Here is a 15,298-nt window from a genome sequence, read left to right on the forward strand (position 1 = left end):
TTGATTCCTTTTGCAATGGTTGATAAGCAAAAAAAGCCGCCTTTGATTTATTATCCCTAATCAATTGTCAAAAATGAACAACTTGTGTAAAATATATACCGTTATGACTATAGTGGAGTTGATAAATGCCTGTTGCTATTTCCATGCAAAATATTTTAATTGCCAAAGATAAAAAAGTCATTTTGTTTGATCGAGAAGGTAAAACTATCCAGGAATTTAAGGTACCTGAACCTGTAGTGAATGTTTATATCAATGATCATAGTAGCGACCCACGTTCTCAACGTTTATTTTATTTAGTAACTGAAAGAGGCCGATTGTATACCTTTGGTGATAGCCAAAATGGCCTATTAGGTGTAGAAGAAACGGGTCCTTATATTAATGAACCTCAATTGGTAGATAAAAAAATTGGTATAGTGAAGCAAATAAAATTTGCACCATACCATATTGTTTTATTAAATAATAAAGGGGAGATGTATGGAGCTGGTATTAATGTATTTGATCAATTAGGTTTTGAATTTTTTGAAGCGTTGTCATTTGAAAAATTTAACTTAGAGCAATTTGGTCCTGTAAAACAAATCGCATGTGGCTATAGATCCACATTGGCTCTCACTGAAAACAATCAATTAATTGAATGGGGAGCAGACTCAGGTACTAAACCTCGTTTAATTAATCTTCCTAATAATACGGATGCAATTTTAACTATTTTATCTAATAGGTATACTAATTACATAGTTACCAAGAATCATGTCTATATTCCTAGTAAAGGAAATCGCACAATTTACCAACCGTTAGATTTCTTAAGTTTTAAGGGCATCATTAATATTACTGCTAGTTCAGATTTCTGCATTGCACAAAGCAAAGAGGAGAACTTTTTTGGCTGGGGCCATCTTCCTTTTGAGCAGTGGAACACTGAGGCTAAATACGCATTACCAATAAATGCCAAGGCAATGCACTGTTTCAAATCTGGGCTTCTTATGTTAACTCAAGACTATGAAGTGAGGTTTATCCAAAAAGAACAGGAGAAAGAACCGCATGAATGTGTTTTACCCGAGGGGATAAAAACAAGTTTAGAGCAAGTTGTTTTCAACGATTATTTTAAATCGAAAGAACAAGTTAGAAATAATCTATATAGCTCATTAAATAAAAGAAATTATACAGACTTATTTTTTACTCATGCAGAAAATACGGTTTTCTCTGATGAATCAATCAGTTTAGATAATCCATTCACATCTCTATAAAAAGCCAAATCAGGCAAAGATTTGCCGAGCGATTTTATAAAATTAGTGTTGATTGTTTAATAATGAAGTACTCGGACATTAGAAGTTTAGGTGTTCTGTCTCTTTCAGTAAATGCTCACTAGTTTCAAAGCCAACTAGTTAGGAGAGCAAGTAATTGGCTTGACTTGTATATTAGCCCTTAATGATATTACTTTGATCAGCCTAGAACGGGTGCTTCAACCTGAGCAACACATATCAAGAGTTGACATAACTCTGTTAATGAAATTAAAATTCCCAATTTTTCAAGATGATAATGGAATGCTTTATAATAAACTATGGATTTCCAAACTAAAGAAATATATTTCTTACCTGGTTATATTTTCACAACTGTCATCAATAGCCGTAGCTGCATCCCCCAATATTAATGTAAGCAATCATAAGCTTCAGGGTAATTCGACCAGCTATGTTAATAAATTTATGCCCGTATATTCGAGCTATGCACAGTCCACTCCTCTCAATAATTTAAATTTATCTAATAATAGTTTCAATATTATAAGTCCTCTCAATTGGGGTGTGACTTATAGTGATTTAACAGGAGCATTTGTCAATGCTCAATATGTGCAATCCCTGGGGAAATCTTTTGCCTTTGGTATATTAGGTGAATATGGAGCTTCGCAATACCGCTTTAATGGAACATTGGGCTATGAGCTCTCATCTTTAGCCCAAATAAAATTTAGTGCTGAGCGACTAGGACAAAAACTCCCCTTTGCATTTGAGTTAGAAAAAATTAATTATCGGGTCCATCAGGATGCCTACGGTGTACGCCTGGAACATTTATTGAATAGCCCTTTTTTACAAGATTTAAATTTTGGTGGTTATTATGCCGAAGCAAACAACAAACGATTTAATGGAATCACATTTCTCTCGAACGGCACTAATTGCAATGGTTTTGAGGCAGGAATAAATTGCATCAATTATCGTAATCTGGCTGGTGCTCAAAGTTCTGGTGTTGATATGGGAACGAAATTCTTATTATCTTCAAAAACATTAATTAATACCAACCTTTACTATGATAATGTTCGTTATAATACTATTTTTGACAATACTCCCAATTACAACCGGCAGGGGTTAGGGTTTGGGGTTCGCGTAAATCAACTGTTAAATGAACAGTTTAAATTCAGTGGAGAAGTCACTACACGCGAAATCTATGACACATATCAGGCCGGAATAAATTGGCGACCAAATACATCAAAAATTCCTATTGAAATTTCATTAATTGGCCAACATATCACTTCTCATAATGCCACACCAGACAATAACAATATTACATTGCAATTCTCCCTTTTAGCTAATCTCAACAAACATGAAACAAAATATTTATGGGGAAATCGTATCCTGCATAACATTACTCAATGGGTTAAAGAGCCCGCAGTGAAAATGAATCAGGTTATGGTTGTTTCGGAAGAAATTAACAAGCTGCTAGCACCAAAAATTTTCACTATAAATCCAGCACAGGGTCCCCTTTCCGGCGGTAACCAGGTCACTATTCAAGGAAGTAACTTTGCTCCTGGCGTTTTGGTTTTTATAGCAGGGCAGCTCATCACCAATATTCAGAGGACCCAAAATACATTAACCTTTACAATGCCACCGTTTAATGGAGATCAGGATACAACCGTTGATATTGTTGTTCAAAATACTGATGGACAAAAATCCACACTTTCAAATGGTTATACCTATGTGGATGTGTCAACCCCAACTTTGACAAACATTGCACCCATTCAAGGCAGCACAGCGGGTGGGACCTTGGTTATCCTGTCAGGCGCGAACTTAATTTCCGTTACCAGTGTATTATTTGGCAACACACCAGCATCGATCCAAAGTAAAACAAATACATCAATTACTGTTTTAACACCAGCTCATGCTGCCGGGCTCACTTCGATAACACTTTCCACACCCAATACGACTATTACTCAACAAAATGCATTTACATTTATAACCCCACAACCAGCGCCTACAGCTGCTATTGACACCACTGGAACCCTAATAACGGGTACAGCGCAACCGGGGAGCACCATTACAGCCACTTCGAATGGGATTCAGCTAGGAACCACTACTGCTGATGTTAATGGTAACTTTTCATTGACCCTTAGTCCCCCACAGACCAATGGGCAAATAATATCCGTAACTGCTTCAATTTCTGGAATTACGAGCCTGCCCACAACCATAACAGCACCAACCATAGCCACCCCAACAATCAGCATTGATCCCATTGCGGGAGATAACATAATCAATATCAATGAGGCCGCGACAGGAATAACAATAACAGGGGCTACTACAGGCACCGATACAGGAAATATTGTTACCTTAATGGCCAATGGGGCTGAGTATACAGCATCTGTGCTCGCTGGTGGTACTTGGTCTGTTACATTACCTTCAGCTGCCTTACAAGCTATGCCGCAGGGGATTGTTCCCTTTACGGCCAGTGTAACTAATTCGGGAGGGAATGTTGGCTCAACAACGGTAAGTGTGACGGTAGATACAATTCCTCCAACAATCACAATCAATCCGGTTGCAGGGGATAATATAATTAATGCGGCCGAAATAATGACGCCAATAGTGGTAACCGGAGCGACTACAAATACCAATGCAGGAAACATTGTTAGCTTAACAGCAAATGGACTGGAATATACAACAACAGTGGCCGCTGACGGCTCGTGGTCTGTTACTATAAGTGCGGCTGACTTACAAGCTATGCCGGATGGCATTGTTCCTTTTACAGCCCTTGTGACCAATACGGCAGGAAATGTTGCCTCAACAACAGTGAATGTAACGGTAGATACAATTCCTCCGTCAATCACTATGGATGCCATTGCCGGAGATAACGTCATTAATGCGGCTGAGGTAGCGTCTGACTTAATGGTAACGGGAACTACTACAGGTACCAATCCAGGAGATGTGGTTACCTTAACGGTGAGTGGGACAACATTCACTGGAGGAATCGCAGCTGATGGCACCTGGGCCATTACAATACCTTCTACTTTTTTACAAACTTTGCCGAATGGCATTGTTCTCTTTACGGCAAGTGTGACCAACGCTGCAGGAAATACGAGTACGGCAACGGTGGGTGTGACTGTAGATACAAGTTTTCCCACAATCACCATCAATCCTGTTGCAGGGGATAATACAATTGATGCAGCGGAAGCAGCGGCAGGAGTATTGGTAACAGGAACTACTACGGGTGCGGATGCAGGAAGTTCTGTTAATTTAACAGTGGGTGCACAAACATATACGGGAACTATAGGTTCTGATGGAACTTGGTCTATTTTTTTAAGTCCTCCTGACTTACTGGCATTGCCACAAGGCTCTATTCCTTTCACGGCTAGCGTGACCAATGCAGCGGGAAATGCCACCACAACAACAGTGGGAGTCTTAATAGATACAGTTCCTTAATAATTACCTTGAGTGGCATGAGTGAATTTCATCAATAGATTGTTTTTTTACATAGGATAGGCATTTAAGCGTCGGCATTAAACCCTTGCATTGTTACGAGGAACTGGGTAGCTATGATGCTCGAAATGGATATACCTCATCCCCTCGCAGCAAAGTTTGTGTGTTTAATGCAAAAGTAAGAAGCTTCATTCAGAATTAGATTGTGAAAATACACATCAATTTATCCTACAGAGCTAAAACATAATATATCCTTAATCTCTAATTGTTATACTAAAGCCAATTCTGTCTCAAAAAAGAACTAAAATGCCAAAAAAATTAAGCATTGATGAATATTTTCAACTTATTAAAGAAAATCACAGAAAAAATTTAGAAAAAAATATGGTCACTCACCTTGAGATGGCTGGAAATCTAGAGCAGGCCAAATTAGTTAAGCGATATGTAGAGCTGATTGGTGGCTACCGTGAAAGTCAAAGTTTCTATCTGGATTACGCTGTAGAACAACCAACTACCACAGCAAAAGTAGGGCATGGGGTTTTGGCTGGACTTTTGGGTATTGGCGTAGCTGGCGTTGCCTACTATGCACAAAAGGCGAGTTCTCCTGCTGATATTATCAATCCTTTACCCGGAATTAATAATATTGTTGGCGGTGTTTTTAGTGCTGCCTTGGGCGCAGGAGCTGGTTATTTAGCCTATCAGGCATGGTTAGCCAGCACAGGAAGAGCAGCTGATGATGATGCGCGTAAAGAATTCGATGCTGAAATGAAAAAAGCAGGATTCACTGATAAAAAATATGAAGAGCTATCAAGAGAACTGGCTAAATTATTCCATTATAGAGAATGCCTCCTGTTAGGATTGGAAAATGATGTCCGAAAAAACATACGTCAGGATTTTGAAGATACATACTTGCCCCAGGGCCAGCGTCTTGATAAAGATGCTCTGAATGCCGCGATCGAGGTGTATTTTTTAGATGAATTAAATAAGTTATTCAATCAAGCCTTTGTAGATATTTATGACATCCAGGATCAAAAAATTCAAGATGAGAAGCAAGAATATAAAATTATTAGCTGGTTAAAGAATTATTTTGCCAAGCCTGAAGAACGAGAAAAATTTACTCAACAATTGCAACTTGAATTTATGAATCAATGTTTACGTTACTTGACAGCCCAAATGGTTGAACCAAGTTTCATGGCTAAGCATCCTTACATAACAGCAAGTATTGGCGGCTTAATAGCAGGTAGCATTGCCTTAGGATTGTCTTCACTCATTATTGGCGGGCCTATCAGCGCTGGCATAATAGGTATTGGCCTGGTCATTACCTGTCTTGCTGCCGTAGGGACTTACTTTGCTGTTAATAATATTGACAGTTTACGATTCAAGCGCGACAAAGATAATCGTGATTCGCTACAACATGCAAGGGAAAATATTATTCAGGAGAGTTCTCGGCTAAAACGTCTGATCAAGGAGGTAGTTCCCACTACTGACAAGGATCTGCAGCAATTAGAAGCCTATAGTGCTCAACATGTTCCAGGGGGATTTGCTGCTTATTTCGATATTTTCAACAGCGGCCGCCAGCAAGTGGCTATGGGTGCTAGTACTGCCTGGATTAGAGAATATGCCATACGCTATCGCCATAGCAAACAAGTAGAAATCAATTTATCAGAACACCATAAAGGCATTATCACCAATGGTGAACAACAAACTAAAGAAATGCAGGAGTTGCTGCTGGAAGAAATGCGCTTGAGAGAGCGTGGCGAACTCCCGGTAAAGTTAAAAAACTTTATTGATCACACTCATGCTTATTTAAAAAACCCTGAAAATAAAGAATTTATTAAACGTTTTGGACTTGTAGAAAAAATCAAGCAGCAAGTTATTGAAATAGTGGCTGCAGTTCCACAAGGTACTCGGCAAACTACTTTACCTAAAGAATTGGTAGATTTTTATATTCTCCCTGTGGCCGCAGGTGGATTGGGTGGTTTGATCCATGATTTGGAGCAGGCCAGGAGCTTGGCACCTGTGGTTGCTCCTGAAGCAGCGGTGGATGAACTACATCCTTATTACCAAATGCTGGTTACCGCACAGCGGTTCAACTATGCGTTGACGCAAGATCCAAATAAAGAATTTATTCTCATTGGTGATTCCGATTACCGAGCGATGCTTGGTTTGCGGATTGATAGTCCCAGTGTGCACATCGAGTCAAAAATTAATACGGCCAATGTCCAAAGCTATTTAAATCATTCGCTGGACTTTCTTTATTCACTGAATAAACCTGTTCAAATTGATGACTCCACTAACCTGGATACACCCTTTATTAATACAAAAGAATTTGTTTTATACAGGACGTTGCTGATTAAGCAATTAGCTCATTTGGCTGATCCAAGTAATCCTCGCGTTAATAATGAAGTGCGACGTGAAATTGAACGTTTTGCTCGCGAGAAACTCCATATTGAGCCCAAGATAGTTTTTGATGATGTTATGCACCAAGGTTTATTTATTCAAAAAGATGTAGATAGCCCTCACTTAAAATATCTAGGTAGAGAACGCTCTGTTAGTGATCTGGAATATATTGCCGATGCCGTCCGCCTAGATTTAGCCTATGCTTCTAAACCACTGACTCCAAGAATGATGATTGCACAAGAGGCTGTCGATTTCTTATTCGATAAAGGTGAGAAAACCATATTTTCATACGGAAAATCCGCTGAGGAACTACCCCCTGAAACAACAGCAGAGTATGTAACAAAAATACAAGTGACAATCACAACAACTAAAGCATTTATGATATCTCTCGCTGAAAGAAATACCTTGAAAAAGACGGGAGCTTTAGCAAGCTACATTCATGATTGTATAAGAGAAATACAAGGTTTACGTCTCCAAATAGCTGAATTAGACAGAGAGGTTCCGGTTAAAACAGCCGTAGGTCCTTTTAAATCAAAAGAACTGGAGCAAGCGGATCTGTTATTGACAGAATACGAAGCAAATCTCGAAGAAGTTTTAGCAGCAAACAAAGTAGAACAACTAAATATGTTGGGATCTTTATTTCAGTTTGGTGGGTTTAAAGTACCCAGTATTGATTTAAGCTTCAATGACTGGGAAAAATTGGAAGAAAGAGATTTAATGGGATCATCCTGGCTATTATTAGACTCAGTGCCCCCTATTCCTGTTGAGCAGGAAAAGATAATTCTACACGAATCGGATACACCGCTCATTCAGATAACCGCTACAACGAAATTAGAAGAACTGGACCTGGTTCAAGATGATGGTAAAAGGAGAGGAGAGGAATCGATTATTATTATCTCAGATAACACTGAAATTTCTCTTGAGAAGATAACCCACTTCATTAACGCGCTGGAAGAATATCTAAGTGCTTTAGACAAAGAGGCCGAAATCTCATTTTTTAATTATCGGGATTACAGTAAGGGGGCAAGAAAGATGGCTGCTACTCAACTGCAATCTGCGCTTCAAGAATTAAAAGATAGTGGTCATCCTAATACTTCATTCTTAAATAATGGCGTTTATACTCATGATGTTAAACTAAAACAACTAATCAGCACTAATTTAGAAACAATGGAACTTACTCACCTTAGTGAGCTGTTTTCTGACAAACGTGCATTAGCACCCATTTAAAAATATTTTCGTGATAAACGAGCATATGTTGGAGATATTTGAGCAAACGCAACTGTCTTGAAATGAAATTCGGGACAGTTGCTACTCGCCTTTCCTTTTAACAAATATTAGAACTGGTTTCTTCTAAGAGTTTTCGCATCACTTCCTCAATTGGCAGCCCCATCACGTTGTAATAAGAACCCTTGATTTCTTTAATAAAAGTATCGTGTACGCTTTGAATACCATAACCCCCGGCTTTATCAAAGGGATCTCCGGAAGCAATGTAATCGTGTATTTGTTGTTCGGTAAGGCTATGGAACGTAATTTGTGTGGCCACGCAATCAACCCACCACCGTTGTTCGGGTAAAAAAACTAAAGAATATCCAGTATAGACCATATGTGATTTTCCACTGAGCATACTTAACATTCGGTAAGCGTCATTAAAATCATGAGGTTTTTCTAAAATATGATTTTCATAAGCGACGGTGGTATCTGCTGCCAAGATTACATCTGCAAAGCCTGTATCGACCCGAGGTAAAATAGCCTCTGCCTTTTCTTTGGCAAGTCGGGTCACATAAGTTTTAGCCCCTTCGCCTTTTTGTGGAGTCTCGTCAATGTTGGCCGGCATAACCGTCACCGCCATACCTTGCTCCTGCATTATTTGCAAACGTCGAGGAGAAGTACTCGCTAGAATTACTTTTAATAAATGAATGGATTTCATAGGCACTCGTGAAATTAGCTTTAGCCGTTAAAAGAGGTAAATTCTATCTGGCTCTTCCCAGAGAAAAAAGCTTAGAATAAAAAAATTATTTTTACACTCCTCAAAATTATCTTGCTTTTATCGCCCTTAAATAGCTATTCTAAAAATGCGCTGATTGGACAAGAAAAAACAATAAAATTTATTTTGGAGAACAAGGATGAAATGTTTTGGTTTAGCGACAAAATCTGGTACTAACTCCTTCACCTGGCATATTCCAGGTAAAGGCCCATTTGGTTTTTTTGGCAATCTGTTACCTGAATCCATTAAAAAAGAAATCACCCATTTCTGTGACACGCAGGTTCATGCGGGCCAAATTCACTATTTTAATAAAAACAATTACTGGTTTTCGGTGTATAAAGTGAACGAAAATTGTTGCATCATTGCTGCCGATTGCAAGTTAGATTCCTCCCAAATGTCCTATCTTTATTTGTATCTTTTTGATGAAGAAATACCGGCGACTACTGTAGCAAGTAATCTGGAAAAATATACGCAAAATGAAAAAATAAGTGACATCAAAGAAACTCTGGATGAAACCAAAAAATTAATGCAAAACAATATTGAGCAAATGCTACAACGCCAAGAAAAAATAGAAGACTTAGCAAAAAGAAGTGAGGCTCTCGCACAAGGAGCTTTATCATTCAAACATAAGTCAGAGGAGTTGAATAGTTGTTGCATACTCCTCTAGTGCTAAGCGTTATCCAGCTATAGGTTGTAGCCATATTGAAATGACATCCCAAACATGAGGAGAGCTTCCAGCAATGTGACTCAGTGCTCACATCAAAGCTCCCTCCCTATGCTTGGGATGACTTTTTTCTTAACCAAATGAGACTAAAGATTGAAGCTCTTGCATTATTAAAACATCAATCAAAGTTAATAAATTATAATGATTAGCATCAAACTGATGATTGACCATATTTTGTATGTAATCCCGCCAAGTATGTGGCGATAATTCAGTTTCACTTGCTTTCACATGAACCGCATTTGCCCTAATCACTTGAGGCTGGTGCGCTCTACCTGCCTGCAAATTGGCTTTTATTAAAGAAACATAGTCCTCAAAATTGATGGTTAAATTATGGGCTCTCATTTGCTCTGAGAACCAATGCAGGCGTTCTTCCTCATTCATGTTATTAAAATCCGTTAAAGACATACCCGTTTGTAGCTCATAATGATTATTCAATTGCTGATATAAATCGTACCAAGCAAAGGCCTCATCATCCTGATCCAATTGATGCAATGGGTAGCTATCAATTAAATACAGTTTTATAACTTGCTCACCTTGATGCTCCAACTGGTAAGTTATTTCTTGAGCTATTAAACCACCCAAAGACCATCCCATCAGTTGGTACGGGCCTTTTTGTTGTACTTGGCGTATGGCTTCAAGGTATTGAGTGGCCATCTCTTTAATGGATTTAAAATACTGCTGGCTTGTTTGTTGCAAGCCGTAAACAGGTTGGTTTGCTCCTAGTTTCTGGCTCAAATCCAAATAGCAGGATACATCCCCTCCGACTGGGTGTACCACAAATATAGGTAACTGCCCTGCCCCTTCATTTAAAGTAACTAATGGTGATGCAATCGGCTGCTCTTGATTTATTAACTCCGCCAATTCAGCAATAGTGGGTGCGTTAAAAATCGTTGAAATGGCAAGTTCGACGTCAAATTGTTGTTTTATGGCATACACTAATTGCACTGCATTTAATGAATGTCCACCCAGCTCAAAAAAATTCGCTTGAATACTTACTCGTTCTATCTTAAGTATTTTTTCCCATATTTGACTTAACTGCTTCTCGCGTTCATTACGAGGAGCAGTATATCGAGAGGACGAGGATTCTGATTTCGGTAGAGGTAAAGCTTTACGGTCTAATTTACCATTTGCATTCAAAGGAAATTGCTCCATAAATAAAAATATATGAGGCACCATATAATCTGGCAATCCCCTTTTTAACTGCGCGCGTAACAATTCGCAGGTATCCTCGGTTTCAGTGGTGGCTAGAATAACATAAGCAACCAAAATGGGGTCATCCTCATCCATTGCAATTAAAGCAACATCGTGAACCTGAGGTTGCTGACGCAATACATTTTCTATTTCACCAAGCTCGATTCTAAAACCGCGAATTTTCATCTGAAAATCGGTACGTCCAATGTACTCAATATTACCTTCTGCAGATACTCGAACCAAATCACCGGTTTTATACAAGCGTAAATTAACGCCATCTGTTTGTTCCTGCTCAGTAACAAAGGGATTGGCGATAAAACGTTCCCTAGTTAATTCGGGTCGATTCAAATAGCCGCGGGCCACCCCATCGCCACCAAGGTACAACTCCCCAACCACACCTATGGGAGCAGGTTGCTGATTACTATCTAACACATAAAACGTTGTATTCGCTAAAGGCTTACCAATGGTCATGGAACTTGTCGCATACAATTTCACATGAGTAGACCAAACTGTCGTTTCTGTAGGACCATACACATGATAAATAGGATGGTTATTTACGGTTAATTTATTCTGTAACTCTGCAGTTAGCGCTTCCCCACCGCATATTCTTTTTAAATTACAATCAGGTTGCCACCCACCTTCTAACAGAAGACGCCATCTCGATGGCGTGGCCTGAAATACGGAAATAGCTTCTTCGCTTAAAAGTTTAGCCAGGGTGATTCCGTCTTTGGCAGTTGCCTCAGAAACCAATTGCACCTTAGCTCCTTGAAGCAGTGGCAAATACAGCTCCAATCCCGCAATATCAAAACCAATGCTCGTTGCACTAAGCCAGTGATCAGTTTCACTGATTTGCAGCCATTCTTGCATGTAGGTGATAAAATTAACCATCCCTTGTTGTTCAACCATAACGCCCTTAGGTTTGCCAGTCGAACCTGAGGTATAAATAACGTACATTAGTTGCTGAGGGCTATTTTCACTGCTCAGATTTGTAGTCGGCAGTTGTGCTAAATGCTTCGAGATAATCTCATGATCAAGACAAATTAACCGGCCTTTATACCCGGCAAAATTCTTTTGGTAGATATCTTGAGTGAGTAATACCGAAGCCTGTGTATCTTCTAGCATAAAACCCAACCGCTCCGCAGGATAAGTGGGGTCTAGTGGAACGTAGGCGCCACCCACTTTAAGAATGGCTAAAAAGCTAATTACAAGCTCAATACCTCTATCCATACTTAAGCCCACCATAACTTCAGGTTTTACATTCAAGCTTTTTAGATGGTGAGCTAGCTGGTTGGAACGCTCATTTAATTCTTTATAAGTTAATGATTTTCCCTCGAATAAAACGGCCACATGCTCAGGTACTCGTTTTGCCTGCTCCTCAAACATTGCAGCGATGCTTTTATATCGTGGATACACCCGTTGTGTTTGGTTCCAATGAATCAGCATCGAATGGTATTCTTTTCTTGTTAAAAGATTTAATTGATTTACTGGTTCATTTAAATGCACTAAATGCAGCAATATTTGTTTATAATGCCCAATCATTCTCTTGATGGTTTCCGGTTTAAAGAGTTCTGATGCATACTCCAAATTTCCTGCGATTGTTCCATCAGCCGTTTCTGCCAATTCTAAAGTTAAATCAAATTTGGCACCTACGTTAAATAGCTCTAAATGAGATTCCAGGCCATCAAGATTTACTACAGGCAATTGATTATTTTGCATAATAAACAATACCTGAAATAAAGGAGAACGATTCATTAAACGCTCAGATGCAACATTTTTCACAATTTCATTAAATGATATGGATTGATGGGCAATAGCTCCTAAAACTTGTTCCCGTATATGTTGCAATAAAGTAGTGACAGATTGCTTTTCCTGATGCTGAATACGAATAGGCAAAGTAGTCACAAAAAAGCCTAATAAATTTTCAAGGCTCGAATGAGTTCTTGCCGAGACAGCAGTGCCAATAATTAAATCATCTTGCTGGGTATAACGCTGCAATAAGATACTAAATCCCGATAATAAAACCATATACAAAGAACAACTATGCGCAGCAGCTAATTTTTTTAGCTGACGGGTAACCCCCCTCGATAATACAATGTTTATTTTATCGCCTGCATAACTTAATTGTTTGGGGCGAGGGTAATCAGTACTTAAATTTAAATTTGTCACGGCATCTTTAAGTTGCCGCTTCCAATAAGCAAGCTCTTTGCTCCAATCCCGATTTTGTTGCCAAATACTGTAATCGGCATAGTCAATGTTTAACTCAGAAAGCCTTAGCGGCTGTTGTTTTCGCATTTGATTATAAATGACACCTAGTTCTTTGCTGTAAAGGGCAATTGAACCTCCATCAATAATCATATGGTGCATCACTATAATTAATGCATGAGCTTGTTCATTTAATGTAACCAAAAGATAGCGGCTTAAAGGGCCTTCCATTAAATGAAATGGACGATGCAATTCTGCTTGCGTCAATTTTTTTAATTCCATTTGCTGTTGCTCTTCAGCTAATAGGCTCAGATCAACTTGCCTTAACTGAATAGACTGTTCCGCTGCAATTTGTTGGGAGGGCTCACCATCAACCTCCATAAAAGTAGTACGTAAAATACTATGTCTGTCCACAATGGTTTGTAAGGCGGCATTAAGAAGCTGGGTATCCATGGTACCCTGCATGTGCAGAACTGCACCCAGATTATAAAATGGATTATTAGGGACGAGCTTGTCTAAAAACCAGATTTGTTGTTGTGCTGCGGATGCAGGAATGCGCTCACTCCCCTTCCTGGGCAAAATTGCTTGCTCATTTATATGTTCACCTGTTTGAATCAATTGAGCCAAAGCAGCAATATTTGGATTATCAAAAACCTGCGTTACCTCAAGAGCTATATGATACCGTGCCTTGATCCGACCTAAAAATTGGGCAACAGTTAACGAATCAGCTCCCAGGTGAAATAAATCATCTGAGATACCGATTTGTGTTAATCCCAAAAGCTCTTCAATCATTGTGCATAAATTTTGTTCTTCGTCCGATGTGGGAGGAATGTATTCCTGTTTTTCTCGATAATTTTGTTGCTGATGTTGTTGCCATAAATAATATAAGGCTAGTTCTTCCTTATATAATAAGTCTTTCACCACTTTGCGTCGTATTTTCCCACTGGTGGTTTTAGGAATGCTTTTGGCTGGAATCAAAATAATGGTATGCACTGAAAGTTCGTGTTCTTGTTCTACTTCTCGCTCAATTTGCTCACAAATTTCCGCATAAGTTTTCTCTGATTCCTCAAATACGCGTTTCACTTCGCAAACAATAACCAGATGCTCCTCTGTATTGAAGGTCATAGAAAATGCGGCACAGCAACCAGAGCGGACTCTAAGATGTGCATTATTCGCAGTATGCTCAATATCCTGAGGATAATAATTTCGTCCATGAATAATAATTAAATCTTTTAGGCGACCAGTAACATACAATTGCCCATTATGGATAAATCCTAAATCTCCAGTACGCAAATAATAAGTCTGAGTGGTATCATCTTTGATCGTCGCGGTAAATGTTTCCTCTGCTAACTCGGGTTTTCCCCAGTAACCATGAGCAACACTGGAACTACTTAGCCAAATTTCACCAACCTCTTCCGGTTTACAACGGTTTAAGCTTTCAGGATTGACGATCGAAACAGATTCATTAACCCAACCACTACTTACTAAGCTGTGTTTATCTGAATCCACTGCATCAGATACTAAAGTGATTTGATTTTCGCGTAATGAATTTAATGAGACATCGATAACATTATAGCCATCTCCACGGCGCATACCCGTAGCAAATAAAGTGTTTTCGGCCAGACCGTAGCAAGGATATATTGTTGAGCGCTTAAAACCACAACGACTAAATGCCTTTACAAAGCGCTCCATAGATTCTGCATGGATTGGTTCTGCGCCATTATATGCAAGCTGCCAGCAGGACAAATCCAGTGCATCTTTCTGTTCTTCCGTTATTTTTGTGACGCAATATTGATAAGCAAAATTAGGCCCCCCGCTTTCAGTAGTTCTATAGGTGCTTATTGTTTCTAACCAAGAAAATGGATTTTGAAGGAAATGCATGGGGGACATCAAAATAACTGGAATACCTGCAAATAGCGGTTGCAAGATTCCACCAATTAAGCCCATATCATGATAAGGTGGTAACCAGCATGTGGCAGAGCAGTCGGGTTGCACACCAAAATTTTTATATATAGCAAATAAGTTATCTAATAAATTACCATGACTTACCATTACCCCTTTGGGGTGTCCTGTAGAACCCGAAGTGTATTGTAAAAATACTAGATTATTGGCGTTTACATCAGGCATTTCCCATGC

6 protein-coding genes are annotated in these 15,298 nt (G+C 39.1%); 4 read left to right on the top strand and 2 right to left on the bottom strand.

Annotated features, from left to right (window positions below; all coding sequences use genetic code 11):
* Positions 1–125 precede the first annotated feature (125 nt).
* The 3 genes from BN3124_RS05615 to BN3124_RS05625 all read left to right on the top strand — a co-directional run bounded on the left by BN3124_RS05615 (position 126) and on the right by BN3124_RS05625 (position 8,288).
* A complete protein-coding gene (locus BN3124_RS05615) occupies positions 126–1,238 on the top strand; it encodes an RCC1 domain-containing protein (protein WP_058533811.1) in 1,113 nt (370 codons plus the stop codon).
* A gap of 297 nt (positions 1,239–1,535) precedes the next feature.
* Positions 1,536–4,667 (top strand): Ig-like domain-containing protein, encoded by a 3,132-nt coding sequence (locus tag BN3124_RS05620; protein ID WP_196398898.1) that lies wholly within the window; start codon positions 1,536–1,538, stop codon positions 4,665–4,667.
* A gap of 303 nt (positions 4,668–4,970) precedes the next feature.
* Entirely contained in the window at positions 4,971–8,288 is a 3,318-nt protein-coding gene (locus BN3124_RS05625) for a hypothetical protein (RefSeq protein ID WP_058533813.1), read from the top strand.
* Between the two features lie 97 nt (positions 8,289–8,385).
* On the opposite strand, the gene BN3124_RS05630 is transcribed toward BN3124_RS05625, so the two are convergent.
* Positions 8,386–8,988 carry a Maf family protein gene (locus tag BN3124_RS05630; protein ID WP_058533814.1) on the bottom strand — a complete coding sequence of 201 codons (603 nt, stop codon included), beginning with the start codon at positions 8,986–8,988 and terminating at the stop codon, positions 8,386–8,388.
* A gap of 196 nt (positions 8,989–9,184) precedes the next feature.
* Here BN3124_RS05630 and BN3124_RS05635 point away from each other — a divergent pair, with 196 nt between their 5' ends.
* Positions 9,185–9,712, top strand: coding sequence for an R-SNARE family protein (locus BN3124_RS05635; RefSeq protein ID WP_058533815.1), 528 nt, complete (start codon positions 9,185–9,187; stop codon positions 9,710–9,712).
* 129 nt (positions 9,713–9,841) lie between these two features.
* Here BN3124_RS05635 and BN3124_RS05640 read toward each other — a convergent pair whose 3' ends face one another.
* Positions 9,842–15,289, bottom strand: coding sequence for a non-ribosomal peptide synthetase (locus BN3124_RS05640; RefSeq protein ID WP_058533816.1), 5,448 nt, complete (start codon positions 15,287–15,289; stop codon positions 9,842–9,844).
* Positions 15,290–15,298: the final 9 nt, after the last annotated feature.

The sequence above is a fragment of the Legionella saoudiensis genome (assembly GCF_001465875.1).
GTDB classification, from domain to species: Bacteria; Pseudomonadota; Gammaproteobacteria; order Legionellales; family Legionellaceae; genus Legionella; species Legionella saoudiensis.